Origin of the sequence: Bradyrhizobium sp., from assembly GCF_036009065.1 — a bacterium.
Taxonomy (GTDB): domain Bacteria; phylum Pseudomonadota; class Alphaproteobacteria; order Rhizobiales; family Xanthobacteraceae; genus Bradyrhizobium.
The window spans coordinates 1-24,025 of sequence record NZ_DASYMN010000464.1 but is presented as its reverse complement, the minus strand read 5'-3'; the positions used below and the strand labels follow the sequence as shown (position 1 = coordinate 24,025).

Genomic DNA, 24,025 nt, shown 5'->3' with positions numbered 1-24,025 from the left:
ATGCGGAAGGCGTTAATGATCTTGTTGACAAGCGTCGCCAGATCATAAGCGCCAGGGGCTTTGGGCCCCCGCCTTCGCGGGGACGACGAACTCATTTTTTCTTCACATCCTTGATACTGGAAAACACGATGCCCTCGGCACGTTCCCTGGTGTAGCCGAGATAGAACTCGTTCTTCGCCAGAAACACCGGATCGCCGTCGACGTCGTCGGCGACGCCGGAGCCGTTGGCGGCGATGAACGCGTCGAGCTTCTTGCGGTCGTCGGACGAGATCCAGCGCGCCAGCTGGAATTCCGAAACCTCGAAATCCACCGGCAGCGAATATTCGGCATCCAGCCGCGCCTTCAGCACGTCGAGCTGCAGCGGGCCGACCACGCCGACCAGCGCGGGGGCGCCGTCGCGCGGGCGGAATACTTGCACCACGCCCTCCTCCGACATCTGCTGCAGAGCTTCCTTCAGCTTCTTCGCCTTCATCGCGTCCGCCAGCCGCACGCGGCGGACGATTTCCGGGGCGAATGAGGGCACGCCCACGAAGTTGATGTCCTCGCCTTCGCTCAAGGTGTCGCCGATCCGCAGCGTGCCATGATTTGGAATGCCGACCACGTCGCCGGCGAACGCCTCGTCCGCCAGCGCGCGGTCCTGCGCGAAGAAGAATTGCGGGCTGGACAGGCTCATGTTCTTGCCGGTGCGCACCAGTTTTGCCTTCATGCCGCGCGTCAGCTTCCCCGAGCACAGCCGCGCAAAGGCGATGCGGTCGCGATGGTTCGGATCCATGTTGGCCTGGATCTTGAATACGAAGGCGGTCATGCGCGGCTCGCTCGCCTCGACCTTGCGCAGATTGCTCTCCTGCGCGCGCGGCGGCGGCGCGAACCGGCCGAGCCCCTGCAGTAGATCGCCGACGCCGAAATTGCGCAGCGCCGAGCCGAAATACACCGGCGTCAGATGGCCTTCGCGGAACGCGTCGAGCTCGAACGGCTTGCAGGCCTCTGAAACCAAAGCGAGTTCGTCCTTGACCTCACCCACGTCGAGATTGGCGTTGCGGCCGGCGAGATCGGCGATGTCGATCTGTTGTGCGGCGCCGGTCTTGGCGCCGCCGCCCTCGAGCAGGCGCACGCCGCCGGTCTCGATATCGTAGGTGCCAAGGAAATCGCGGCCTCGGCCGACCGGCCAGGTCATCGGCGTGGTGTCGAGCGCCAGCGTCTTTTCGATCTCATCCAGCAATTCGAACGTGTCGCGGCTTTCCCGGTCCATCTTGTTGATGAAGGTGATGATGGGGATGTCCCGCAGCCGGCACACCTCGAACAGCTTTCGCGTACGCGCCTCGATGCCCTTGGCGGCGTCGATCACCATCACGGCGGAGTCCACCGCGGTCAGCGTGCGGTAGGTGTCCTCGGAAAAGTCCTCGTGGCCCGGCGTGTCCAAAAGGTTGAACACGAGGTTCTCGAACTCGAAGGTCATCACCGAGGTGACGACCGAGATGCCGCGTTCGCGCTCGATCTTCATCCAGTCGGAGCGGGTGTTGCGGCGCTCGCCCTTGGCCTTGACTTGCCCCGCAAGATTGATGGCGCCGCCGAACAGCAGCAGTTTTTCGGTCAGCGTGGTCTTGCCGGCGTCGGGATGCGAGATGATCGCAAAGGTGCGTCGGCGCGCGACTTCAGCCGCCAGCGGCGAGCGCGGAGGCGATTCGGCTGTGAGAACGAGGTCAGACATCAGGCGAGCATGTGGCAGGGAAAGCGGGCCGGATCAAGGAGATTGCAGCACGCTAGCGAGGGGATTTGCCGGGACGCGGTTCGGTTGCGGAGCGGTCCCGAATCCACATATAGGGACGGGAAGGACGACCTTCCATCAGCACATCACTCGCGGGGACGGCCCTGCCTGTCCGGAGGCTCGTCATGGCCTGGTTTACGCTGTTCGTCGCGGGGCTGATGGAAATCGCCTGGGCGATCGGCCTCAAATATACCGAGGGTTTTACGCGGCTGGTTCCGTCGGTGCTGACGCTGCTGAGCATGGCCGCAAGCATGGCGCTGCTGGGTCTGGCGTTGAAGACGCTGCCGATCGGCACCGCCTATGCGGTATGGACCGGGATCGGCGCGGTCGGAACCGCGTTGCTCGGCATCTGGCTGTTCGGCGAGCCGGCGACGGCGATGCGGCTGTTGTGCATCGGCCTGATCGTTTCCGGCATTGTCGGGCTGAAGCTGGTGACATGAAAGCGTCCAATCCTCAGCGCAGCAGCAGCACCGCCCAGTAAGCCAGCGCCGCGACGATCGCCGAAGCCGGGATGGTGATGACCCAGGCATAGACGATCGAACTCGCCACGTTCCAACGGACCGCCGAGACGCGGCGGGCGGCGCCGACGCCGACGATGGCGCCGGTGATGGTATGGGTGGTCGACACCGGCACGCCGAGGAACGTCGCGGCGAACAGCGTTGCAGCACCTCCCGTTTCGGCGCAAAATCCCTGCATCGGCGTCAGCTTGGTGATCCTCAACCCCATGGTGCGCACGATGCGCCAGCCGCCCATCAGGGTGCCCAGCGCCATCGCCGCCTGGCACGCCAGCACCACCCAGAACGGCACCGAAAAATGCTCGCCGAGGTGCCCTTGCGAATACAGCAGCACCGCGATGATGCCCATGGTCTTTTGCGCATCGTTGCCGCCGTGGCCGAGCGAATACAGCGACGCCGAGACGAATTGCAGGATGCGGAACGCGCGGTCCACCGCAAACGGTGTCGAACGCACCGACAGCCACGACACGATTGCGACCAGCACCAGCGCCAGCAAGAATCCGACCAGCGGCGACAGCACGATGGCGAGCAGCGTCTTGGACAATCCGCTCCACACCGCGGCCGAAAGTCCCGCCTTGGCCATCCCGCCGCCGAGCAACCCGCCGATCAACGCGTGCGAACTGCTGGAAGGAATCCCGAGCCCCCAGGTGATCAGGTTCCAGACGATGGCGCCCATCAAGGCCGCGAAAATCACCTGCGCGTCGATGATGCCGGGGTCGATGATGCCGGTGCCGATGGTATTGGCGACATGGAGTCCGAACACCAGGAAAGCGATAAAATTGAAGAACGCCGCCCACAGCACCGCATATTGCGGCCGCAGCACCCTCGTCGAGACGATGGTCGCGATCGAATTGGCAGCGTCGTGCAATCCGTTGAGAAAATCGAACAGCAGCGCGACGGCGATTAGTCCGACCAGAATCGGAAGACCTAGCGTGGCGTCCACTGCGCGGCCCTGCCCTATACCTGTTCGATCACGATGCTGTTGATCTCGTTGGCAACGTCATCGAAGCGATCAGCGACTTTCTCGAGATGGTCGTAGATTTCGGCCCCGACGATGTAGTCCATCGTGTTGGCATTGCGGTGCTTGAGGAACAGCTCCTTGAGGCCGATATCGTGCAAATCGTCGACGCGGCCTTCCAGCTTGCCGAGTTCCTCGGTGATCGCGGTCAGCATTGCGACATTGTCGCCGATCGATTGCAGCAGCGGCAGCGCACGCCCGACCAGGTTGGCGCACTCGACCACCAGGGTGCCCATTTCCCGCATCGGCGGCTCAAAAGTTCGCACCTCGAACAGGATTACCGCCTTGGCGGTCTGCTGCATCTGGTCGATGGCGTCGTCCATCGAGGTGATGAGGTTCTTGATATCGACACGGTCGAACGGCGTGATGAAGGTGCGGCGCACCGCGGTGAGAACTTCGCGGGTGATGCCGTCGGCGTCGTTTTCGAACTGGTTGACGCGCTGGCAGAATACCGGGGTCTCCTCGCCGCCGCGCAACATGCCCTGCAGCGCTTCGGCGCCCTTTACCACCGTCTGGGAATGCCGGGCGAACAACTCGAAGAACCGTTCTTCGCGCGGCAGGAAGTAGCGAAACAAACGCATCATCGGTCAGGTCCATGCACGGAAAACAACGGCGGCCAGGGCACCGTGTCGCGAAACTGTCATAGACCATTTCCCGCAAAAGCGGGCAATGACGGATGCCCGCAACGCGGTCATCCACCGCTTTGTGTGTTCCCCGGACGCAGCGCAGCGCGCCGCTCTTCGCGGCGTGGTGCGCTGCAGAGCCGGGGTCCAGCTTAAGCGGGGTCCCGGCTCTGCGGAGCGGCATGAAGAATGCCGCACCGCGTCCGGGACACGGGATTTACAGCGATCTGCGGAAATAATGCGCGATTTCGCCGATCACGCCGCGGCGGAAGGTCAGCACGCAGACCACGAAGATCACACCCTGGATCACCGTGACCCATTGCCCGAATCCGGCGAGATACTGCTGCATGGCGATGATGACGAAAGCGCCGACCACCGGGCCGAACACCGTGCCGAGGCCGCCGACCAGCGTCATCAGCACGATTTCACCGGACATGGTCCAGTGCACGTCGGTGAGCGATGCGTTCTGCGCGACGAACACCTTTAGCGAACCGGCGAACCCGGCCAGCGTCCCCGACAGGATGTAGGCGAGCAGCTTGTACTGGTCGGTCTTGTAGCCGAGCGAGATCGCGCGCTGTTCGTTCTCGCGGATCGATTTCAGCACCTCGCCGAACGGCGAATTGATGGTGCGGTAGATCAGCAGGAAGCCGAGCAGGAAGCCGACCAGGATGACATAATAAAGCGTCGTCGGCCGGGCGAGATTGAAAATCCCGAACAGGTACCCTTGCGGGATGCCCTGGATACCGTCTTCGCCGTGGGTGAATGGCGTCTGCAGATAGATGAAGTACAACAGTTGCGACAACGCCAGCGTGATCATCGCGAAGTAGATGCCCTGGCGCCGGATCGCGACCAGGCCGGTGATGACGGCAAGTGCCGCAGCACCCGCGGTGCCGATAACGATGCCAAGCTCGGGCGTAACGCCCCATACCTTCAGCGCATGAGCAGTGAAGTAACCGGCGCTTCCCAGAAACATCGCATGGCCAAACGACAGCAGCCCGCCATAACCGATCAGCAGGTTGAACGCACAAGCCAGCAGTGCAAAGCACAGCGCTTGCATGACGAAGAACGGATAGACGCCGGTAAATGGTACGACTGCCAGCGCCGCCGCCATAATGACGAAAAGGATCATCTCGTCGCGAATGGAGCGCGGCGTCACCGGCAGGGTATCGTCGGTCATGGCTGTCATGTCAGGCCGCCCTCCCCGTCAGTCCCGACGGTTTTACAAGCAGCACCAGCACCATGAGGACAAATACCACGGTGTTGGAGGCCTCAGGATAAAAATACTTGGTCAGCCCCTCGATCACGCCGAGCGCAAAGCCGGTGATGATCGATCCCATGATCGAGCCCATGCCGCCGATCACCACCACCGCGAACACCACGATGATCAGGTCGGCGCCCATCAGCGGCCGCACCTGATTGATCGGCGCCGACAATACGCCGGCGAGCGCGGCAAGCCCGACGCCGAGGCCGTAGGTCAGCGTGATCATCCGCGGCACATTGATGCCGAAGGCGCGCACCAGCGTCGGATTTTCGGTGGCGGCGCGCAAATTGGCGCCAAGCCGCGTTCGCTCGATCAGGTACCAGGTCAGCAGGCAGACCACCAGCGAGAACACCACGACCCAGCCGCGATAGATCGGCAGGAACATGAAGCCGAGGTTCATGCCGCCCTTGAGTTCATCCGGAATCGCATAGGGCAGACCGGACGATCCGAAATAGTTCTGGAACACGCCCTGGATGATCAGCGCGAGCCCGAAGGTCAGCAGCAGGCCGTAGAGATGGTCGAGGCCGGACAGCCATTGCAGCATCGTCCGTTCGAGGACCATGCCGAAAATGCCGACCGCGATCGGCGCGAGGATCAGCGCGGGCCAGTAGCCGATGCCGGCGATGTTGAGCAGGAAGTACGCGCAAAACGCGCCCATCATGTAGAGCGCGCCATGGGCGAAGTTGATGATGTTGAGCATCCCGAAGATGACCGCGAGCCCGAGACTCAGCAGCGCGTAGAACGAGCCGTTGATCAGTCCTACCAGAAGCTGTGCGTAGAGAGCTTGCATGACGATCGGTCTTTCGCACTTATGTCTCGGGTAACGCCGAATGGATGCCCGCCGGCGCGAGGCCGACGGGCAGCCGTTGTTACTTCTTCACCAGCGGGCAAGCGCTTTCCGACAGCGGCCGGAACGCCTGGTCGCCCGGAGTGGTGCCTACCAGCTTGTAATAGTCCCACGGCCCCTTGGACTCCGACGGCTTCTTCACCTCGAACAGATAGGCCGGGTGAATCTTGCGTCCGTCGGCGCGAATGGAACCCTTGCCGAACAGCGGATCGTCGGTCGGCATCTCCTTCATTTTCGCCACCACCTTGGCGCCATCGTGCGGATTACCGCCCATCGCTTCAAGCGCCTTGAAGTAATGGATCAGGCCGGAATAGACGCCGGCTTGCACCATGGATGGCTGCGCCTTGCTTTTGGTGCGATCGGAGAAGCGTTTTCCGAACTTGCGGGTGTCGTCATTCAGATCCCAATAGAAGGTCTCGGTGAAGTTCAGGCCTTGCGCGACGTTCAAGCCGAGAGAATGCACGTCGGTGATGAACAGCAACAGACCCGCGAGCCTTTGACCGCCCTTGACGATGCCGAATTCCGCCGCCTGCTTGATCGAGTTGGTGGTATCGCCGCCGGCGTTTGCAAGCCCGACGATTTTCGCCTTCGACGCCTGCGCCTGCAGCAGGAACGAGGAGAAGTCCGACGAATTCAAAGGATGCTTGACGGTGCCAAGCACCTTTCCACCCGACTTGACCACCACCGCGGTGGTGTCGCGCTCCAGCGCGGCGCCGAAGGCATAATCCGCGGTCAGGAAATACCAGGTGTCGCCACCGGCCTTGACCAGCGCCTGACCGGTAGAGTTGGCGAGCATGTAGGTGTCGTAAACCCAGTGAATCGTGTTCGGCGAGCATTGCGCATTGGTCAGATCCGACGACGCCGCGCCGGTGTTGATCATGATGCTGTTTTTTTCCTTGACGAGGTTGTTGACCGCCAGCGCCACGCCGGAATTCAGCACATCCATGAAGATGTCGACCTTGTCGACGTCGATCCATTGCCGGGTGATGTTGGTGCCGATGTCGGGCTTGTTCTGATGATCGGCGGAAATCACGTCGATCTTCCAGCCCTTGGCCTGAAGGCCGGAATCCTCGACCGCCATCTGGGCCGCCAGCGTCGACCCGGCGCCGCCCAGATCGGAATAAAGCCCCGAATTGTCCGTCAGCACGCCGATCTTGATGTTCTTGTCCTGTGCGAAAGCGCCGCCCGCGGCAAGCATCAGCGCGGTGCCTAGCAAAAGCGCCGAAATCCTGTTCTTCATATTGGTTCTCCTCCTGGATTTTTTCTCGTTGTTTTCAGACGCCGAGATAGGTGTGAAGCTTGTCCATGTTGGCCTGCAATTCCGAGTTGGCAAAGCCATCGATGACCTTGCCGTGCTCGACGATGTAGTAACGGTCCGCCACGGTCGAGGCGAAGCGAAAGTTCTGCTCGACCAGAAGAATGGTAAAGCCTTCAGACTTCAACCGCGCGATGGTGTGGCCGATCTGCTGAATGATCACCGGAGCCAAACCTTCGGTCGGCTCATCCAGCATCAGGAACCGCGCACCGGTGCGCAGGATGCGGGCGATCGCCAGCATCTGCTGCTCGCCGCCCGACAGCTTGGTGCCCTGGCTGCCCAGCCGTTCCTTCAGGTTGGGAAACAGCTCGAATATCTGGTCCAGCGACAGGCCGCCCTCGCGCACGATCGGCGGCAGCAGCAGGTTTTCACGCACGTCCAGGCTGGCGAAAATCCCACGTTCCTCCGGGCAGAACGCGACGCCCATGCGCGCAATCCGGTCCGACGACGCTCGCGAGATGTCCTGATCGCCGAAGCGGATCGAGCCGGTGCGCTTGCCGATGATGCCCATCACCGATTTCAGCGTCGTGGTCTTGCCGGCGCCGTTGCGGCCGAGCAGCGTGACAACCTCACCGGCATTCACGTTGAAATTGATGCCGTGCAGGATATGGGATTCGCCGTACCAGGCCTCGAGATTCTGAACCGTCAGCACCGGACCGGTCGCAGCGGAGGTAGTTGGACGCGCGGCCATTTTCACATCAGCCATGACCGGCTCCCAGATAGGCTTCCTTGACCCGCTCGTCCTTGGTCAGCTCGGCATAATTGCCTTCCGCAAGTACATGGCCGCGGGTCAGCACCGTGATGATGTCGGAAAGATTGGCGACGACGCTGAGATTGTGTTCGACCATCAGGATCGTGTATTTCGCCGAGATGCGCTTGATCAGCGCCGCGATCTTGTCGATGTCTTCATGGCCCATGCCTGCCATCGGCTCGTCGAGCAGCATCATCTCCGGATCGAGCGCCAGCGTGGTGGCGATCTCCAGCGCGCGTTTGCGTCCATAGGGCATCTCGACCGCCGGCGTCTTCTCGAATTCGCTTAAACCCACATCGTCGAGCAATTCGCAGGCGCGGTTGTTGTACTTGTCGAGCACCGTTTTGGAACGCCAGAAATCGAACGAATGGCCGTGCTGGCGCTGCAGCGCCACCCGCACGTTCTCCAGCGCGGTGAGATGCGGAAACACCGCCGAAATCTGAAACGAACGCACGAGGCCCAGCCGGGCCACGTCGGCGGGCGCCATGGCGGTGATGTCCTGTCCCCTGTAGAGGATCTGGCCCGCCGAGGGTTTGAGGAATTTGGTCAGGAGATTGAAGCACGTGGTCTTGCCGGCCCCGTTGGGGCCGATCAAAGCGTGAATGCTGCCACGGCGGACCCGCAGGTTGACATCGCGAACGGCGAAGAACCCCGCGAACTCCTTGGTCAATCCCTGGGTTTCAAGAATGAACTCATCGGCCAATCGAATTTCCCCCATCGGCCTTCGCAGCAAGTCTCCTCGCGCGTGGCCGAATTTCGTAACTGCTGGTTCCAGGACGCCTTGGATTCGCCCGGCCAGCCGCCTCTCCGGCCGGGAATATGCCGTCAACGGGCAGGTTTGTGCAAGGCGCAAAGCTGGGCATGCGGCAGAGCGGCGCGGGGACCGGGGTCCGCAATTAGTCGAATTGCGAAGAGACTTATTGATTTACCGAGGTTTCGGCGAAGGTATCGGCGTCTTCGATGCGATCGAATGAGCTGGGCATCGAGGAATTCGAGAAGCTGGACGCGGGTTCAGCGCGACCGCGTCACTTCTTTCGCGTAAACGTCCGGCTTGAATCCGACCAGCAACTTGCCGCCGGCTTCAAGCACCGGCCGCTTGATCATGGATGGCTGCGCCAGCATCAAGGCGAGCGCCTTGCGTTCGTTAAGGCCCTCCTTGTCGGCTTCGGGCAGCTTGCGGAACGTGGTGCCGGCGCGATTGAGCAACGTCTCCCAGCCGACCTCCTCGCTCCAGCGCTTGAGCTTCTCTTTTGGGACGCCCTCCGTCTTATAGTCATGAAAGCCGTAGACGACGTGGTGGCGATCAAGCCACGCGCGGGCCTTCTTCATGGTGTCGCAGTTCTTGATGCCGTAGATGACCGTCGTCAACGTAACCCCCTCGAAAACCTGCAAATTTGAAAACTAGCCGCGCGGCGACCCGCACGCCAGATCAATGTAGCTGCTATCGTGGAACCGGACGGGGCGGTCGGCCGTTGCAACGCACATCGACGACGACGCGCGTGTTCAGGACCTCGGCACCCCAAGACATACCCCGGAGAAGCCAATGGCAGGAATGAACACAGCGCGGCCGCCGAAGGGAGCCATTCCAGCGCCGGCCAAAATTCCCGTCGCCTTGACGGTCAACGGCGCCACGAGGCAGCTCAACGTTGCGCCGTGGACCAGCCTGCTCGACGCGCTGCGCGACCATCTCGATCTCACCGGCACCAAGAAAGGCTGCGATCACGGCCAGTGCGGCGCCTGTACGGTGCTGGTCGACGGCCGCCGCGTCAATTCCTGCCTGACCCTGGCGGTCATGAAGGACGGTGCGGAAATCACCACCATCGAAGGCCTTGCCCGGGACGGCGCACTGCATCCGCTGCAGCAGGCCTTCATCGATCATGATGCGTTCCAGTGCGGCTACTGCACGCCGGGGCAGATCTGCTCGGCGGCGGGAATGATCGCAGAAGGCAAGGCGAAGACCCCGGACGAAATCCGCGAGTTGATGAGCGGCAACATCTGCCGCTGCGCCGCCTATCCCAACATCGTTGCGGCGATCCAGCAGGCGATGGGGAAATCATGATCAATTTTCAATACGCGCGAGCCAGTGACGTCTCCGACGCGGTGCGCCAGATCGCGGCCGAACCAGGCGCAAAATTCATCGCCGGCGGCACCAACCTGATCGACCTGATGAAGGAGGAGGTCGAACGCCCGACGCGGCTGATCGACATTTCCCGGCTGCCGCTGAAGTCGGTCGAGCAAACCGCGGACGGCGGCTTGCGCATCGGCGCGATGGTGCCGAACTCCGACCTCGCCTGGCATCCTCTGGTCGAGCAGCGTTATCCACTGCTCTCCAGCGCGATCCTCGCCGGGGCTTCGGCGCAACTGCGCAACATGGCTTCGACCGGCGGCAATCTGCTGCAGCGGACCCGCTGCTATTATTTCTACGACACCGCAACGCCCTGCAACAAGCGCGAGCCCGGCAGCGGCTGCTCGGCGATTGCCGGCGTCAACCGCATGCACGCGATCCTCGGCACCAGCGAAGCCTGCATCGCGGTGCATCCCTCCGATATGTGCGTGGCGCTGGCCGCGCTCGAGGCCAAAGTGCATGTGGCCGGGCCTGCGGGCGAGCGCGTGATCGCGTTCGCGGACTTCCATCGCCTGCCCGGCGACACGCCGCAGCGCGACAGCAATCTTGGGGCCGACGAGATCATCGTCGCGGTCGAACTTCCCGCGCGGGGCTTTGCGGAGCATTACACCTATCTGAAAATCCGCGACCGCCTGTCCTACGCCTTCGCGCTGGTGTCGGTCGCCGCAGCACTTGAGCTCGACGGCGAGAGCATCAAGGACGCGCGGCTGGCGCTGGGCGGCGTCGCGCATAAACCATGGCGGGATCCGGCGGCCGAAGCGGCGTTGCGCGGAAAGCCCGCCAACCAGGCCACCTTCGAGCGCGCCGCCGACCTGCTGCTGGGCGATGCAAAAGGTTTTGCGCACAACACCTTCAAGATCGATCTGGCGCGGCGCGCCATGGTCCGCGCGCTGACCCAAGCCGCGAAAGCCACGCCGCAATCGCAGTCCGACAAGAAAATCCGGTGAACGTCATGGGTCCCTATATCGGCACGCCCACATCCCGCGTCGACGGCCACGCCAAGGTCACGGGATCAGCAAAATACGCCGGCGAATTCGGCGCGCCCGACCTCGCTTTTGGCAGCGTCGTGACGTCGACGATCGCCAAAGGCCGCATCGCCAGCATCGACATGAGCGAGGCGCTGTCGGTTGAGGGCGTGATCGCCGTGCTGACGCACAAGAACCGTCCGCCGATGGCCAATAACGACCGCGCCTACAAGGACGATACCGCGCCGGAGAGTGGATCGCCTTACCGGCCCCTGTACGACGACAAAATCATGTTCAGCGGACAGCCGGTCGCGCTGGTGCTCGCCGAAGATTGGGAGACCGCGCATTTTGCCGCCATGCGGGTGCGCGTCGGGTACGAAGAGGAACCGCACGTCACGGATATGAAGCGAAAGCTCGACGAAACGCAGCCTGCCGAAAACGCGCCAAAGCCGCGCGGCAACGCCGAGAAGGCGCTCGCCGCCGCCGCGGTGCGCCACGAGGGCGAATATTACGTACCGGTCGAGCATCACAATCCGATGGAGTTGTTCGCCTCGACGGTGATTCGCGAGTCCGACGGCAAGCTGACGGTCTATGACAAGACCCAGGGCGTGCAGAACGTGCACCGCTATCTGTGCGGCGTCTTCAAGATGAAGCCCGACGAAGTGCGCGTGATGTCGCCGTTTGTCGGCGGCGCGTTCGGTTCAGGATTGCGTCCGCAGCACCAAGTGGCACTTGCCGTGCTCGCGGCGCGCGCGCTGCAACGCTCGGTCCGCCTGGTGTTGACACGGCAGCAGATGTACACGCTGGGTTACCGCCCCGGCACCACCCAGCGCGTCGCGCTCGGCGCCAGCGCCGACGGCGTGCTCGATGCGATCGAGCACGACGTGATCGCGATGACCTCGCAATACGAGGATTTTGCCCGCAACGACACCGGCTGGTCCGGCGCGCTGTATAAATGCGCCAACACGAAATATTCTCATGAGCTTGCAAAGCTCGACGTGCCCACGCCGTGCGACATGCGCGCGCCGGGGGCCGCGACGGGGATGTATGCGCTGGAATGCGCGATGGACGAACTCGCCGTTGCGCTGAAGATGGACCCGCTGCAATTGCGGCTGCGCAACTACTCGGACCTCCAGCAGGACGAGGGCTTACCCTACACCAGCAAGGAGTTGCGCGAATGTTACCGTCAGGCGGCGGAGGCGTTCGGCTGGAGCAAGCGCAGCGCCGAACCGCGCTCGATGCGGGACGGCAGCGAGCTGGTCGGCTGGGGAATGGCGACCGGCGTATGGGAAGCGCTGCAGGAAAAGACCTCGGCGCGGATCGTGCTGACCGCAAACGGGCATGCCGAAGTCTCCTGCGCCACCGCCGATATCGGCACCGGCACCTATACCATCATGGCGCAGGTTGCCGCCGACATGCTGGGCCTGCCGATCGACAATGTCAGCATCAAACTCGGCGATTCCTCGTTGCCAGCATCGCCGGTCGAAGGCGGATCGTGGATGGCAGCCTCGGTATCGCATGCGATCAAGAATGCCGCCGATGCCGTTCGCAAGGACTTGCTGGCGCTCGCGAAGAAGATTCCAGACTCGCCGCTGAAAAGTGTAAAGCCGGACGATGTCATGCTTGCCGACAGCAAGATCGTGAGCAAACAAGACTCGAGCCGCGCGGTGTCGATCGCGGACGCGATGAGGCACGGCAAGGTCGACCGGATCGAGCAGGAAAAATCCACCAGTTTCAAGAAAGACGATAAACATGCGCGCAACGCGCACTCCGCGGTGTTCGCGGAAGTGAAGGTCGACGAGCAGCTCGGCGTCATAAGGGTCACCCGCCTGGTCAGCGCGCTCGCCGCCGGGCGCATCCTCAACACCAAGACCGCGCATAACCAGATCATGGGCAGCATGATCTGGGGCATCGGCATGGCGCTGCACGAGGAAACTCTGCTCGATCACCATTTCGGCCGCATCATGAACGCCAATTACGGCGAGTACCACGTGCCGGTGAATGCCGACGTTCACGACATCAAGGTGATCTTTGTCGACGAGCCTGACGACATCATCAATCCGTTGGGGATCAAGGGGGTCGGCGAAATCGGCCTCGTCGGCGTGGCCGCGGCCATTGCTAATGCCGTGTATCACGCAACGGGGAAGCGCGTGCGCGATTTGCCGATTACGCTGGACAAGCTGCGGCGGTGAGATAATCCCACGCCTATGCGCGCAGAGAACTCAGTTCATCATGCGCGCGCGTATCAGCCTTCGAGGATCCGAGCATTCCGCCAGCGATTTCCGGATGGCGGCGACCTCTGTCGAGGCCATTAAAAGGCTCTTGACAACAGCTTCTTTATATAACTATTCTGTTATATAAAGGATGGCTATGGCAACCCTCGACTCTGCCTTCTCCGCGCTCGCAGACCCGACCCGCCGGGCGCTGTTGGCTCGCCTGGCTCTGGGCGAAGCGTCGGTGATGGAGCTGGCAGAACCATTCGAGATGACGCAGCCGGCGATCTCCCGGCATCTCAAGGTGCTCGAAGGCGCGGGCCTCATCATCCGCCGCGTCGAGGGCACGCGGCGGCCATGCCGGCTGGCGCCCGCCGCCATAAGCGAGATCGATCAATGGCTCGGCATGCTGCGGCAAGCCTTGGCCAAGAACTACGACCGGCTCGACGACGTTCTGGCCACCATGAAACCGAGAAAGCGAAAGCCCCGACGATGAGCAAGCTGACGCTCCGGACAGAAGACGACAGGCATGTCGTGGTCACGCGACGTTTTGCGGCGCCGCCCGAAGCGGTCTATCGCGCGCACACCGAGCCGAAGTTTATCCAGAGATGGCTGCTCGGACCTGACGGCTGGACGATGCCCGTATGCATCTGCGAGGCGCGGCCGGGGGGGAAAATCCGCTACGAGTGGACGGATGGCAAGGGAAACGGATTTCACGTCACCGGTGAATTCATCGAACTGGCGCCATTCATTCGGATCGTTCACGTCGAGCGAATGCATCTGCCGGATCCGACGCCCGACAATCACGTCGAAACGAGATTCGAGCCGGACGGAGCAGGCACACTGATGACCATGCGAATGACCCTGCCCGACGCCGAGACGCGCGCAAGGATGCTTGCGAGCGGAATGGAGCACGGGATGGAAGCGAGTTATGTCCGGCTCGAGACCATGATTTGAACTTCTCGTCATTCCGGGATGCGGGGAAACACGCAGACCCGAAATCTAAACGCTGCATAAGCTGGCTGGATTCCGAGTCGACGCGAAAGTGCGTGTCCCGGAATGTCCATCGCATCTGTCACATCGAATCCGGGAGTACCGACATGCTATCCACGCCAGAGATCGTTCAGACCAGCGCCGAGCAGGCCGCCATCATCCGCCTCACCATTCCGCGCAGCGAGATGATGAAACAGTTTGGCCCCGCCGTTGGCGAGCTGATGACAACGCTCGCTGCACAGGGGGTGAAGCCGGTCGGAGCGGTCTTTGCGCACCATCTGAAGATGAGTGCCGACAGCTTCGATTTCGAATTGGGCGTGAAGACCGCGGCGCCCGTAAAGGCCTCCGGGCGCGTGCACCCGGGCGAGCTTCCCGCCGCAAAGGTCGCTCGCGCAATCTATAGCGGTCCTTATGAAGGTCTGCCATCAGCCTGGGACGAGTTCAACAGTTGGATGAAGGCGAACGGGCACCCGCAGGCGAATGATCTGTGGGAGCTGTATTCGGTCGGTCCGCAGTCGAGTCCCGACCCGGCAAACTGGCGCACGGAACTGAACCGGCCGCTGGTGGGATAGTCCATCGCCTCGATCAATGCCTCCGCCTGAGCGATGCCGCACCGGACTACCCGTCGCGTTTCCGAAAGGCGCTGCGTCCCCCATCGGCGACGTTCCAATAATGCGCACGCGTCACCTGGCCCGGCCGGGATCACGTCCGAAAGGCGGCCTCCCCAGCGTCCGACACCTCGACCCACTTCGGGTCGGGCGCGGCGCCCTGGACGTAACTGTCGTTCCAGTTCCACCATTTGTACGGCGGGCTCTGCGGGGTGCCCTCCGGCGAGTCCTCCCACTCTTCCTGGCGTCCGAGCGCCGTCATGTCGAGATAGCTCCAGACGGTGCCCATCGCCTCGTCGCCGCGGCTGTTGATGAAGTAGGTGCGGAAGATCCGCTCGCCGTCTCGGATGAACGCGTTGTGGCCATGCCACTCGTCTACGCCGAGGTCGGCGTCAAAACTGTCGGTGATGGTAACCCAGGGGATTTCCCAGCCCATTCGCGCCTTCAGCCGGGCGATGTCGGCCTGCGGCGCGCGCGAGGCATATACGAGGGTGGTGTCGCGCGCATTCAGGTGGGCAAGGTTGGAAACCTGGTCAGCCCCGAGCGAACAGCCGATGCAGGCATGCTCCGGCCAGCCGTGCACGCCGGGTTCGAAGAAGGCGCGGTAGATGATCAACTGACGGCGGCCCTTGAACAGGTCGAGCAGGCTCGCTTTGCCCTCGGGCCCGTCGAACGTATAGGCCTTTTCCACGGCAACCCACGGCATCCGCCGTTGCTCGGCAGCCAGCGCGTCACGGGCGCGCGTCATTTCCTTCTCCTCGACCAGAAGTTTTTCGCGCGCAGCATCCCATTCTTGCGGCGACACGATCGGGGGTGTGTTCATGGCGTGCACTCCTTCTTTCCGTCCCTTCTCAGGTGATGCGTCAGTCCTGTTCGCCGGCGATGGCGCCGATCCTTGGCACGACCTTCTTCCAGCCGCCGCCCATGTTCTTGAAAGCGGCATCGTTCTTCGGGAGCACGAAGCCGGAGTGGACAAGGCGAAGGCGCGTTCCGTTTTCGACCCTGGAGAGGATGAATGTGACGACGGTATCGAGCGGCGCGCCGTAGCCAATGTTTTCCGCGTGCCCGCTTTTCCAGGTGTAGACGAGCCGTTCATTCGCTGTCGCTTCCAGCACCTCGCAGTGAATGACACCATCCCACGCGCCGCCCGGCGTCGTCTGGTAAGTGAACTTCGTGCCCTTCCTTGGCTCGAACCCTGTCGGTGTCATCCCCAGCCAGCGGGTCATCAGCGCGCCTGACGTCAGCGTCCGCCAGATCGTCTCTGGCGCATGCGGAAAGACCTCGTCGACGACGATCTCTTGCGTGCCGGATTTCAAAGCGACGTCGTTCATGGATCGATTTCCGTCAGGAGAGTTCGGAGATTGGCGAAGCGGTCACGCCAGAAGACGCCGTAATGGCTCATCCAGTCCACGAGCGGTGCGAGACCGTCGGGCTGGGCGCGGTAATAGACGTTGCGGCCTTCGGGACGTTCCGCGACGAGGCCAGCCAGCTTCAACGACTTGAGATGCTGGGAGATGGCGCCCTGCGTCACCCCGCTCCCACGCGTCAGCTCGACCACGGTGCACCAAGTCGATATTTTGAAAATCGGCCGCAGCCGGGTGATCGTGCCCAAGGGCCGACGTTGGGACGATTGGTTTCTTAACGGTCCACACGTCAGCGAGGATTTTATGATCGACCGTGAGCAGCCCGCGGCCGAGGAGCGTGAGCCGCTCTGATGCTTACCTACATGCTCGACACCAACATCTGCATCTATGTGATGAGGAAACGCTCTCTCAATCTGCTCGAAAAATTCAATTCGCTCGCCGAACAACTTTGTATCTCCAGCATCACGTTCGGCGAGCTGCACTATGGCGCTGAAAAATCCGCGCGTCGCGCCGCCAACCTGATCAGTCTCGAGCATTTCGTGGCGCGCCTCGATGTGCTGGCATTCGACGCAAAGGCCGCCATGCACTACGGGCAACTCCGCGCCGAACTGCAGCCCACCGGAACGCCCTGCGGCACGCACGACATGCAGATCGGCGGCCACGCCCGCAGCGAGGGGCTGATCACCGTTACCAACAACGTGCGCGAGTTCAGCCGCATGCCGGGGGTCAGGACCGAGAATTGGGTGTAAGCGAAACACCAGCTTCGGTACGCTCAGCTTCGCCCCGGCTCCAGCGCCTCGCCGAGTTCGATCGGATGCGCCATGGTTTCGTGCAGCTTGTCCATGTCGAGTTCGCCTTCGGAGCGGCTGATCACGATGCAGGCGACGCCATTACCGATCAGGTTGGTCAGCGCGCGGCATTCGCTCATGAATTTGTCGATGCCGACCAGGATGGCGATCGACTGGATCGGTATGTCCGGGACAATCGAAAGCGTCGCCGCAAGCGTGATGAAGCCGGCGCCGGTGACGCCCGAGGCTCCCTTCGAGGTGATCATGGCGATGCCGAGGATGCCGAGCTCTTGCCAGATCGTCAGGTTGGTGTTGGTGGCCTGGGCGAGAAACAGCGTCGCCAGCGTCATATAGATATTCGTGCCGTCCAGATTGAAACTGTAGCCGGTCGGAATCACAAGGCCGACCACGGATCGCGACGCGCCGAGATGCTCCATCTTCTGGATCATCTGCGGCAGCACGGTTTCCGACGACGAGGTGCCGAGCACGATCAGCAGTTCGTCCTTGATGTAGGCGATGAAGCGGAGGATGGAGAAGCCGGCCAACCGCGCGATGGTGCCGAGCACGATCAGCACGAACAATATGCTGGTCAGATAGAACGTCCCGATCAGCGCGATCAGATTCCACAGCGCGTCAAGGCCGTAGGCGCCGACGGTGAAGGCCATCGCGCCGAATGCGCCGAGCGGTGCTGCCCGCACGATGATGCGGATGATGCCGAAAAACATCTTTGCGGCCTGGTCGATCGCATAGGCGATCGGCTCGCCGACCTTGCCGAGAAAGGCGATCGCAAACCCGGAGAGGATCGAGATCAGCAGGACCTGCAGCAGGTCGCCGCGCGCCAGCGCCCCGATATAGCTGTCGGGAATGATCCCCATCAGATGCTCGACGATGCCCTCTTCCTTTGCCTTGGTGACATAGGTGGCGACCGATTTCGGGTCGATCGTGGCCGGATCGATGTTGAAACCGTGGCCCGGCTGCAGGATTTCCCCGACCAAGAGGCCGATGGCGAGCGCCAGCGTCGAAATCACTTCGAAATAAACCAGCGTCTTCAATCCGACCCTGCCGACGCGCTTCAGGTCGCCCATCGAGGAGATGCCATGCACCACGGTGCAGAAGATCACCGGCGCGATCATCATCTTGATCAGCGCGATAAACCCGTCGCCGAGCGGTTTTAGGGCCTTGCCGGTATTTGGATAGAAATGCCCGATCAGGATGCCAAGTGCGATGGCGATCAGCACCTGGATGTAGAGGATCTTGTACCACGGCTGATGGCGCGGAGCGGGACGGACGGCCTCTGTGGTCATATTGCGCCTATTCGGCAGCTTCGTGGTGCGTTTGATAGCGGGCGTCGGGAATGGGGTATCCTGCTTCGCGGGCGGCCTGCACCCAGGCATCCATGGCGATTCGCAATTCTGCGAGCGCTTCTTCGGGAGTCGCGCCGAAGGCGGAGCAAGACTTCAGGTCGGGAGCGTCGGCAACCCACACGCCGTCTTCCTCCGACCAGAACACATTGATGGCGTAACGGTTCATGGATTCAATCTTCGAGTTTCAGACCGAACTCCTCGATTATATCGCGAAGTTGGCGAACTTGATACGGTTTTGCATCTTTTCCTACGGGCTGGATATTGATCGGGCGCGACACGCCCGCGCGAACATAGATATGATGGCTCCCTGCACTCGATCTAGCCGAAAACCCAGTTTGCTCAGAAGTCGTTGCAAGTCATTAAAAGAAATACTGCCATGACCACGCCTAACCGCATCGAATGTTTTTGTTGGGCTCGCCATATCGATTCCCCTTCAACAGCGAGCGTCAGAATAAGGGAGGTTTTGGAAGGTCAACCGAGGCGAAGGTTCGTCAAAAATTCAACTGAATCTTTGAAGTGTGTAGTGAAAATAATTTTTTACAATTTCCGACGTGCAAATGCATAAAAAACCCTTTCTATATTTTATTCATAATCCTCAATGGCTTAGAACGCGCATCTCAATACTCACGGTTGATAAATGGCTGCCATTTCCGGATCACTCCCACTTAATTGTGTCCCGGGCCGCTCGTCAGGTTGTGGCCCCCCGCGGTTGATGCCATTGAACTCGTTGATGACCGAGCGCGGCAGCGCCCAATTCAGATGTGCGTTTAGCCGGGCACGCCGTCGTCGAGACTGACGATCACCGCTGCATTGGCAATGATGATGGCATCCCCGCCGCTCTCAGCGGGAACTTCGAGTCCGCCTTTGACCGCGGTGACGGTCACCGTTCCGTAAGGAAGCTCTTTTGCGACCGCTGCGGTGTCAACCAAGCCTGGGTCCGGCACGCCGATGGTGACATCGACGAACATGTCGTTGGCCGTCTTACCCAGCATCCGGAAGAAGCCGAGGCTGGAGTGGCGGATGGCGTCGGAGACCGCACGCCTTGCCGCCTTGGTGGCATCGCGGCCGTGAACATCAACGCCCATGCCCATTTCGGTAATACAGCGCACGCGTGCCATCGGTTTCCTGCGGTCGTTAGGGTGGAAGCGAGTAGTCTTTTGCGATCTTTGGAGTAATGTCAAACACGGCCGCGACGCTGGCCGTCCATCCTCAAGGCGAATGAATTGGGGTGAGACGCCGTGGCCGTCGGAGATCCCATGCGTGTGGAAGAGGCGTTCGACTTCGAACAATGGGCCAGGCTTGGTTTCGCCATAGCCGATCGACCGGTTCTGGCCTCGGATGTGAGAAACCTTAAGCGCGAATACGTGCGGCTGATCCGAAACTTCGACGAACTCCCGCGCCCGCCGGCGCGCTACACGATCAAGGATCTTTATGAGCGGGACAGTCTCGACATGCTCTCGCACCCTCACTGGTCGAGCGCAGTTGTTGAACGGATCGCTCTCAGTGCCGATCTCGGCCGGCTGGCCGCGGGCATGTTGGGCGTTCGGCGCATCCGGCTTTGGGGGACGTCCTTCATCTGCAAATACGCCGGCGCCCCCGGCAAGAACGCGATAAGATGGCATCGCGACATGACCTCCTGGCAGTGCCTGAGCGCGCCGCGTCTCCTGACCTTCTGGGTGGCCCTGAACTCCGTGTCCCCCACCAACGGCGGCATGGAGTTCGCGGCGGGAAGCCACAGGGTCGAGGCGGCCGGCCTCGGCGACGATGCCGACCTCGACGCTTACGACGGCCATCCTATCGTCGGTCCGGCGGGGAGCATATCGGTACATCATTGCCTGACCGGACATCGCAGCCGGCCCAACACATCGCCCCGCGATCGAATTGCCATGACGCTTCACTATATGGACGCCGACCTTCATTACGTCCCGGGCACGGCGTCGGATAAGCACATCAACGTGTCACTTATTGCTGATCGCAATAATGAGATTGACGAGGCCTACTTCCCGATCGTGTACGGAGCTTGACAGCCTCGCGCACGGGTACGATCGAGATGGGTTCGTCTCTGAGGCGCTGCATTCCGCTGGAACTCATTGAGGTGCTCCAGCAGGACACCGCGGGGGGGCCGTTGCCAACGCGACGCCTTGGGTAAATGCGTCGGCGATCGGCCGACGGCCCTGGATAAGTTGCAGAGGTAGGTCCGAACCACTTTCAGTCGGTGTCCGACGGCGGCTTGCTCGAATATCGTGCCTGAAATCCTGACGTTTCGGGCGCGCGCATGAGGGTTTTTGGATTTTGGCTGAGGCGGGCTGCCGTGGTTATCGCCGTGATCGAATTGTCGCGGGTAACAGGCTCGAGTTTCGCGCAAACGCCCAGTTCGCGCATCGACGAGGCGCTGCAAAACATCACCACATTGGTTCGGCCCGGTCGGATCGGTTACGCGACGTTCTGGGACGGCAATAAATATATCCAGTGCCGACGTCTGCCGGAGCGCGAACTCCGCTGCGAAGCGGCCGGAACGACGATGCAATCCTCACTCAAGAACGTGCTAACCGGGGATCGGTTAAGCCGTCTCATGGCGCTCGGCTGGACCCTCGATCCCAGCTTCGGAAACTATGTGCAGACGTTTCCAGCGGACAGGCCGACAGGTTCTATAGCGGCTCACATTCTGCGGACGTTGACCGAGGCGTACGACCCGGACTCACCAGGCCCGGAAATACAAACCACGTGGATCTCCGATACGCCCTGCCCGCCCCGCAACGGTCCTTCGCAAAATCTCGCCGGCCTCGTCAATGACACGCCGGCGATGCGAAAGTGGGCGGTGCGCACCTGCTCTTATAAACCGGATTTGGAGACGCCACAGATCGTCAACTCGTCGGCGGAACTCATCGCCCTCTACGGCGCCACCGCAAACGCGGAAATCCAGCGGTTGCGGATCAATACCGGACGCCAAGTCTACGTCATCTTCAACGCCGGCATTGGTTACGTCCAATGCATAACGGAAACTCCGCCCACAGCCATCTACTGCGAGGCTCAATCGGCGGAAAGCTGGCCTGCACTGGCAACCATCCTCACGCCCGTTCGCCTGTCGCGGCTGCGAAGCGCGGGATATGCCGATCCCGGACGTGCAGCGGATTACTGGAAGAGCTATCCGTTGGACAAATTCGGCGACGCGGCCATCGCTAACGAACTCCTGACGATCCTGCATGAGGTCTACGGCTACAACGGCGCGAACAAGTTGAAGATTTCGACGGAGTAGTTCGTCGCGTCATCCCAAACGAATATATTGCCGAAATCTACGGATTTGCGTGCCCAGCGGTCAAAAAACTTCGATCAAATGCTAAGGCCGCCGAACGATCCCCAGGTTCGACACCTTCGCGATATGATCCGTAAACATGGCCTGACCTTGGACAAGAGCGAATGAAGAAGTACGCCCTCATCGTGTATTGGTCCGACGAGGACGCCGTCTGGATTGCGGAAGCACCGGACCTGGAACCGTGCGCGGCGCACGGCAGTACGCCGGAACAAGCGGTAGCGGAGTTGGGTGTCGCGATGGACCTTTGGCTGGAGGTCGCTCGAGAGACGGGTCAACCCGTTCCCGACGCGCGCTATCAGCCGCATACCGAGGCTGCCGAGTAGGCCGCGACGCAAGCAGGTTCACTCGTGCTTGTGGTTGCCGACGGCTTGCGCCCTCGGTGGTCGGCTGATCTAATCATCGAACAAAGCTCTCACATCCTCTTCCGTGAGGGCTGAACTGATGCGTCCGTCACGATCGAACAGGCTGTCGGCCAAGGCGCGCTTTCGGGCCTTGAGTTCGTCCATCTTCTCCTCGACCGTGCCTGCCGCCACCAGGCGATAGACAAAAACCGCCTTGTCCTGGCCGATGCGATGAGCGCGATCGATCGCCTGCTGTTCGACGGCCGGATTCCACCAGGGATCGAAAATGATCACCGTGTCGGCGGCGGTCAGGTTCAATCCGACGCCGCCCGCCTTCAGGCTGACCAGAAAAACATCGGTGCCGCCGCCCTGAAAGGTTTCAATGGCGGTCTTGCGGTCCACAGTTTCACCGGTCAGCACGCTGTAACGGATGCGTTCCGCATCGAGGCGGATCCGGATCAGCGCGAGCATGGAGGTAAATTGCGAGAAGACGATGATCTTGCGGCCTTCGCTCAGCAACTCCAGCACCATTTCCATCAGCCGTTCGAGTTTGGCGGAGGACCGTTCTACGCCGTCGTCGAGCTTGAGCAGCGCCGGGTCGCAACACACCTGGCGCAAACGGAGCAACGCCTCCAACACGATGATATGGCTCTTTGCGAGCCCGCGCGCCGCGATGGCCTTGCGGACTTTGGCCGACATTGACAACCTAATCGAATCGTAGAGGTCGCGCTGGCTTCCTTCCAGGACCATCGTCTCCAGAATCTCGGTCTTGGGCGGCAACTCGGCCGCCACTTCGGCCTTGGTCCGCCGCAGCAAAAACGGCCTGACCCGGCGCGCCAGCACCGCCGCTCGCGCGGCATCGGCACGCTTTTCGATCGGGCTGCGCCATTGACGGGCGAACGCCGCCTTGTCCCCGAGATAACCCGGATTGGCGAAACTCATGATCGACCAGAGTTCGCCGAGATGGTTTTCCATCGGCGTTCCGGTCAGGCAGAAACGGTGTTTTGCCTTCAAGTCACGGATCAACCGGCTGGTGGCGGCATCCGGATTCTTGACAGTCTGCGCCTCGTCCAAGACCGCCATATGCCATTCGCGCGCGAACAGGATTTCTTTATCCCGCGCGATCAGCGGATAGGTCGTCAGCACCAGATCTTGCTCGGAAATACTGTCGAATCGTTGTTTGCGGTCCGCGCCATGAAGCACCAGGACCTTCAATTCCGGCGCGAACTTTTGCGCTTCATTGAGCCAGTTGGTCATCAGGCTGGTCGGCGCCACGACAAGGGCCGGTCCGACGAGATTGGCGCGCGATTTCTCCAGCGCGATTAGCGCCAGAATCTGAACGGTTTTGCCGAGCCCCATGTCGTCGGCCAGCACGCCGCCCAGTCCGCTCTCGCGCAGCAGATCAAGCCATGCCACGCCGAGCGCCTGATAGGGCCGCAGCTCGGCACGGAAATCAGGCGGTACGGCAGCAGGAACGAGGCCCGGTCCCTGCAGCAGGCCGGCGAGACGGCGAAGGTTGTCGGCGCCCTTGAAGATGAAGTTGTCGCTCTCGAGCGCCAGTAGCGGTACGACATCCGCGCGCGCGAGCTTGATAGTCCCCGAAGCTTCGAACGATACGCCGCTGAGTCTCAGGCTGTGCAGCGCCAGCACCACGGGTAGGAAACGATCCGCGGCAAGCGCCACGTGACGACCATCGGCAAGCGGCACATAGAGATTATCGCCGTCCTCGGCGAGCTTTCTGACCATGTCCGGCGTGAAGCCCGGATTGGAGACCAGCGCCGCCAGCATCGGCGCAAGGTCGCGCCGTTCGCCGTCGATCTCGACGCCGAGCGCCAGCTCGAACCAGTCGATGCCGC

At 61.7% G+C, this 24,025-nt stretch carries 27 protein-coding genes; 11 read left to right on the top strand and 16 right to left on the bottom strand.

Going from position 1 to position 24,025, the window contains the following annotated elements; all coding sequences use genetic code 11:
* Nucleotides 1-91 precede the first annotated feature (91 nt).
* A complete protein-coding gene (locus VGP39_RS27860; protein WP_327571318.1) occupies nt 92-1,708 on the bottom strand; it encodes a peptide chain release factor 3 in 1,617 nt (538 codons plus the stop codon).
* 182 nt (nt 1,709-1,890) lie between these two features.
* Between VGP39_RS27860 and sugE the strand changes: the two genes are divergently transcribed.
* Nucleotides 1,891-2,205: a quaternary ammonium compound efflux SMR transporter SugE gene (sugE, locus tag VGP39_RS27855; protein ID WP_327571317.1), complete on the top strand. Its 315-nt coding sequence runs from the start codon at nt 1,891-1,893 to the stop codon at nt 2,203-2,205.
* A gap of 13 nt (nt 2,206-2,218) precedes the next feature.
* Here the strand turns inward: sugE and VGP39_RS27850 are convergent, their stop codons facing one another.
* The 8 genes from VGP39_RS27850 to VGP39_RS27815 form a co-directional block, all read right to left on the bottom strand.
* Nucleotides 2,219-3,223: an anion permease gene (locus VGP39_RS27850; protein WP_327571316.1), complete on the bottom strand. Its 1,005-nt coding sequence runs from the start codon at nt 3,221-3,223 to the stop codon at nt 2,219-2,221.
* Nucleotides 3,224-3,237: 14 nt separating this feature from the next.
* Nucleotides 3,238-3,882 (bottom strand): DUF47 domain-containing protein, encoded by a 645-nt coding sequence (locus VGP39_RS27845; protein WP_327571315.1) that lies wholly within the window; start codon nt 3,880-3,882, stop codon nt 3,238-3,240.
* Nucleotides 3,883-4,138: 256 nt separating this feature from the next.
* Entirely contained in the window at nt 4,139-5,107 is a 969-nt protein-coding gene (locus VGP39_RS27840; RefSeq protein ID WP_327571314.1) for a branched-chain amino acid ABC transporter permease, read from the bottom strand.
* Between the two features lies 1 nt (nt 5,108).
* A complete protein-coding gene (locus VGP39_RS27835) occupies nt 5,109-5,972 on the bottom strand; it encodes a branched-chain amino acid ABC transporter permease (protein WP_327571313.1) in 864 nt (287 codons plus the stop codon).
* A gap of 79 nt (nt 5,973-6,051) precedes the next feature.
* Nucleotides 6,052-7,269, bottom strand: a complete 1,218-nt coding sequence (locus VGP39_RS27830) for an ABC transporter substrate-binding protein (protein ID WP_327571312.1) — start codon at nt 7,267-7,269, stop codon at nt 6,052-6,054.
* A gap of 34 nt (nt 7,270-7,303) precedes the next feature.
* A complete protein-coding gene (locus tag VGP39_RS27825; RefSeq protein ID WP_414644828.1) occupies nt 7,304-8,035 on the bottom strand; it encodes an ABC transporter ATP-binding protein in 732 nt (243 codons plus the stop codon).
* A 7-nt stretch (nt 8,036-8,042) separates the two neighbouring features.
* The gene (locus VGP39_RS27820; RefSeq protein ID WP_327571310.1) at nt 8,043-8,798 is read right to left on the bottom strand and encodes an ABC transporter ATP-binding protein; all 756 of its coding nucleotides are present in this window, start codon (nt 8,796-8,798) and stop codon (nt 8,043-8,045) included.
* A 308-nt stretch (nt 8,799-9,106) separates the two neighbouring features.
* Nucleotides 9,107-9,463 (bottom strand): ArsC family reductase, encoded by a 357-nt coding sequence (locus VGP39_RS27815; RefSeq protein ID WP_327571309.1) that lies wholly within the window; start codon nt 9,461-9,463, stop codon nt 9,107-9,109.
* A 184-nt stretch (nt 9,464-9,647) separates the two neighbouring features.
* On the opposite strand from VGP39_RS27815, the gene VGP39_RS27810 reads away from it, so the two are divergent.
* The 6 genes from VGP39_RS27810 (at nt 9,648) to VGP39_RS27785 (ending at nt 14,963) form a co-directional block, all read left to right on the top strand.
* The gene (locus VGP39_RS27810; RefSeq protein ID WP_327571354.1) at nt 9,648-10,154 is read left to right on the top strand and encodes a (2Fe-2S)-binding protein; all 507 of its coding nucleotides are present in this window, start codon (nt 9,648-9,650) and stop codon (nt 10,152-10,154) included.
* The gene (locus tag VGP39_RS27805) at nt 10,151-11,167 is read left to right on the top strand and encodes a xanthine dehydrogenase family protein subunit M (RefSeq protein WP_327571308.1); all 1,017 of its coding nucleotides are present in this window, start codon (nt 10,151-10,153) and stop codon (nt 11,165-11,167) included. Before VGP39_RS27810 ends, VGP39_RS27805 begins: the two co-directional genes overlap by 4 nt.
* Before the next feature lie 5 nt (nt 11,168-11,172).
* Nucleotides 11,173-13,377, top strand: a complete 2,205-nt coding sequence (locus VGP39_RS27800) for a xanthine dehydrogenase family protein molybdopterin-binding subunit (RefSeq protein WP_327571307.1) — start codon at nt 11,173-11,175, stop codon at nt 13,375-13,377.
* Nucleotides 13,378-13,555: 178 nt separating this feature from the next.
* Nucleotides 13,556-13,894 carry a metalloregulator ArsR/SmtB family transcription factor gene (locus VGP39_RS27795; RefSeq protein ID WP_327571306.1) on the top strand — a complete coding sequence of 113 codons (339 nt, stop codon included), beginning with the start codon at nt 13,556-13,558 and terminating at the stop codon, nt 13,892-13,894.
* Nucleotides 13,891-14,355: an SRPBCC domain-containing protein gene (locus tag VGP39_RS27790; protein ID WP_327571305.1), complete on the top strand. Its 465-nt coding sequence runs from the start codon at nt 13,891-13,893 to the stop codon at nt 14,353-14,355. The genes VGP39_RS27795 and VGP39_RS27790 overlap by 4 nt, the downstream gene beginning before the upstream one ends.
* A gap of 143 nt (nt 14,356-14,498) precedes the next feature.
* Nucleotides 14,499-14,963, top strand: coding sequence for a GyrI-like domain-containing protein (locus tag VGP39_RS27785; RefSeq protein ID WP_327571304.1), 465 nt, complete (start codon nt 14,499-14,501; stop codon nt 14,961-14,963).
* Nucleotides 14,964-15,093: 130 nt separating this feature from the next.
* Here the strand turns inward: VGP39_RS27785 and VGP39_RS27780 are convergent, their stop codons facing one another.
* From VGP39_RS27780 to VGP39_RS27770, 3 genes are read right to left on the bottom strand one after another with little or no spacing between them, the layout of a single operon-like run.
* Nucleotides 15,094-15,822, bottom strand: coding sequence for a DUF899 domain-containing protein (locus VGP39_RS27780; protein WP_327571303.1), 729 nt, complete (start codon nt 15,820-15,822; stop codon nt 15,094-15,096).
* A gap of 40 nt (nt 15,823-15,862) precedes the next feature.
* On the bottom strand, nt 15,863-16,330 hold the full coding sequence (locus tag VGP39_RS27775; RefSeq protein ID WP_327571302.1) for an SRPBCC domain-containing protein: 468 nt from the start codon (nt 16,328-16,330) through the stop codon (nt 15,863-15,865).
* On the bottom strand, nt 16,327-16,611 hold the full coding sequence (locus tag VGP39_RS27770; RefSeq protein ID WP_327571301.1) for a metalloregulator ArsR/SmtB family transcription factor: 285 nt from the start codon (nt 16,609-16,611) through the stop codon (nt 16,327-16,329). The genes VGP39_RS27775 and VGP39_RS27770 overlap by 4 nt, the downstream gene beginning before the upstream one ends.
* Before the next feature lie 102 nt (nt 16,612-16,713).
* Between VGP39_RS27770 and vapC the strand changes: the two genes are divergently transcribed.
* A complete protein-coding gene (gene vapC, locus VGP39_RS27765; protein WP_327571300.1) occupies nt 16,714-17,112 on the top strand; it encodes a type II toxin-antitoxin system tRNA(fMet)-specific endonuclease VapC in 399 nt (132 codons plus the stop codon).
* 23 nt (nt 17,113-17,135) lie between these two features.
* Here vapC and VGP39_RS27760 read toward each other — a convergent pair whose 3' ends face one another.
* The 3 genes from VGP39_RS27760 to VGP39_RS27750 form a co-directional block, all read right to left on the bottom strand.
* A complete protein-coding gene (locus VGP39_RS27760; RefSeq protein WP_327571299.1) occupies nt 17,136-18,455 on the bottom strand; it encodes a dicarboxylate/amino acid:cation symporter in 1,320 nt (439 codons plus the stop codon).
* Between the two features lie 7 nt (nt 18,456-18,462).
* The gene (locus tag VGP39_RS27755) at nt 18,463-18,681 is read right to left on the bottom strand and encodes a type II toxin-antitoxin system HicB family antitoxin (protein WP_327571298.1); all 219 of its coding nucleotides are present in this window, start codon (nt 18,679-18,681) and stop codon (nt 18,463-18,465) included.
* Nucleotides 18,682-19,282: 601 nt separating this feature from the next.
* Entirely contained in the window at nt 19,283-19,633 is a 351-nt protein-coding gene (locus tag VGP39_RS27750) for a Lin0512 family protein (protein WP_327571297.1), read from the bottom strand.
* A gap of 138 nt (nt 19,634-19,771) precedes the next feature.
* Here VGP39_RS27750 and VGP39_RS27745 point away from each other — a divergent pair, with 138 nt between their 5' ends.
* The 3 genes from VGP39_RS27745 to VGP39_RS27735 all read left to right on the top strand — a co-directional run bounded on the left by VGP39_RS27745 (nt 19,772) and on the right by VGP39_RS27735 (nt 22,151).
* Nucleotides 19,772-20,539, top strand: a complete 768-nt coding sequence (locus VGP39_RS27745; RefSeq protein WP_327571296.1) for a phytanoyl-CoA dioxygenase family protein — start codon at nt 19,772-19,774, stop codon at nt 20,537-20,539.
* A gap of 287 nt (nt 20,540-20,826) precedes the next feature.
* Nucleotides 20,827-21,771 carry a hypothetical protein gene (locus VGP39_RS27740; protein WP_327571295.1) on the top strand — a complete coding sequence of 315 codons (945 nt, stop codon included), beginning with the start codon at nt 20,827-20,829 and terminating at the stop codon, nt 21,769-21,771.
* Nucleotides 21,772-21,932: 161 nt separating this feature from the next.
* Nucleotides 21,933-22,151, top strand: coding sequence for a type II toxin-antitoxin system HicB family antitoxin (locus VGP39_RS27735; protein ID WP_327571294.1), 219 nt, complete (start codon nt 21,933-21,935; stop codon nt 22,149-22,151).
* Nucleotides 22,152-22,220: 69 nt separating this feature from the next.
* Here VGP39_RS27735 and VGP39_RS27730 read toward each other — a convergent pair.
* On the bottom strand, nt 22,221-24,025 hold a 1,805-nt coding region (locus tag VGP39_RS27730; RefSeq protein ID WP_327571293.1), incomplete at its 5' end, for a DEAD/DEAH box helicase.

Excerpts from the sequence above, each read along its gene's own strand:
- VGP39_RS27860 (WP_327571318.1), bottom strand. The coding sequence starts at position 1,708 with ATGTCTGACCTCGTTCTCACAGCCGAATCGCCTCCGCGCTCGCCGCTG.
- sugE (WP_327571317.1), top strand. The coding sequence starts at position 1,891 with ATGGCCTGGTTTACGCTGTTCGTCGCGGGGCTGATGGAAATCGCCTGG.
- VGP39_RS27845 (WP_327571315.1), bottom strand. The coding sequence starts at position 3,882 with ATGATGCGTTTGTTTCGCTACTTCCTGCCGCGCGAAGAACGGTTCTTC.
- VGP39_RS27840 (WP_327571314.1), bottom strand. The coding sequence starts at position 5,107 with ATGACAGCCATGACCGACGATACCCTGCCGGTGACGCCGCGCTCCATT.
- VGP39_RS27835 (WP_327571313.1), bottom strand. The coding sequence starts at position 5,972 with ATGCAAGCTCTCTACGCACAGCTTCTGGTAGGACTGATCAACGGCTCG.
- VGP39_RS27830 (WP_327571312.1), bottom strand. The coding sequence starts at position 7,269 with ATGAAGAACAGGATTTCGGCGCTTTTGCTAGGCACCGCGCTGATGCTT.
- VGP39_RS27825 (WP_414644828.1), bottom strand. The coding sequence starts at position 8,035 with ATGGCCGCGCGTCCAACTACCTCCGCTGCGACCGGTCCGGTGCTGACG.
- VGP39_RS27810 (WP_327571354.1), top strand. The coding sequence starts at position 9,648 with ATGAACACAGCGCGGCCGCCGAAGGGAGCCATTCCAGCGCCGGCCAAA.
- VGP39_RS27805 (WP_327571308.1), top strand. The coding sequence starts at position 10,151 with ATGATCAATTTTCAATACGCGCGAGCCAGTGACGTCTCCGACGCGGTG.
- VGP39_RS27800 (WP_327571307.1), top strand. The coding sequence starts at position 11,173 with ATGGGTCCCTATATCGGCACGCCCACATCCCGCGTCGACGGCCACGCC.
- VGP39_RS27795 (WP_327571306.1), top strand. The coding sequence starts at position 13,556 with ATGGCAACCCTCGACTCTGCCTTCTCCGCGCTCGCAGACCCGACCCGC.
- VGP39_RS27790 (WP_327571305.1), top strand. The coding sequence starts at position 13,891 with ATGAGCAAGCTGACGCTCCGGACAGAAGACGACAGGCATGTCGTGGTC.
- VGP39_RS27785 (WP_327571304.1), top strand. The coding sequence starts at position 14,499 with ATGCTATCCACGCCAGAGATCGTTCAGACCAGCGCCGAGCAGGCCGCC.
- VGP39_RS27780 (WP_327571303.1), bottom strand. The coding sequence starts at position 15,822 with ATGAACACACCCCCGATCGTGTCGCCGCAAGAATGGGATGCTGCGCGC.
- VGP39_RS27775 (WP_327571302.1), bottom strand. The coding sequence starts at position 16,330 with ATGAACGACGTCGCTTTGAAATCCGGCACGCAAGAGATCGTCGTCGAC.
- vapC (WP_327571300.1), top strand. The coding sequence starts at position 16,714 with ATGCTTACCTACATGCTCGACACCAACATCTGCATCTATGTGATGAGG.
- VGP39_RS27760 (WP_327571299.1), bottom strand. The coding sequence starts at position 18,455 with ATGACCACAGAGGCCGTCCGTCCCGCTCCGCGCCATCAGCCGTGGTAC.
- VGP39_RS27755 (WP_327571298.1), bottom strand. The coding sequence starts at position 18,681 with ATGAACCGTTACGCCATCAATGTGTTCTGGTCGGAGGAAGACGGCGTG.
- VGP39_RS27750 (WP_327571297.1), bottom strand. The coding sequence starts at position 19,633 with ATGGCACGCGTGCGCTGTATTACCGAAATGGGCATGGGCGTTGATGTT.
- VGP39_RS27745 (WP_327571296.1), top strand. The coding sequence starts at position 19,772 with ATGCGTGTGGAAGAGGCGTTCGACTTCGAACAATGGGCCAGGCTTGGT.
- VGP39_RS27735 (WP_327571294.1), top strand. The coding sequence starts at position 21,933 with ATGAAGAAGTACGCCCTCATCGTGTATTGGTCCGACGAGGACGCCGTC.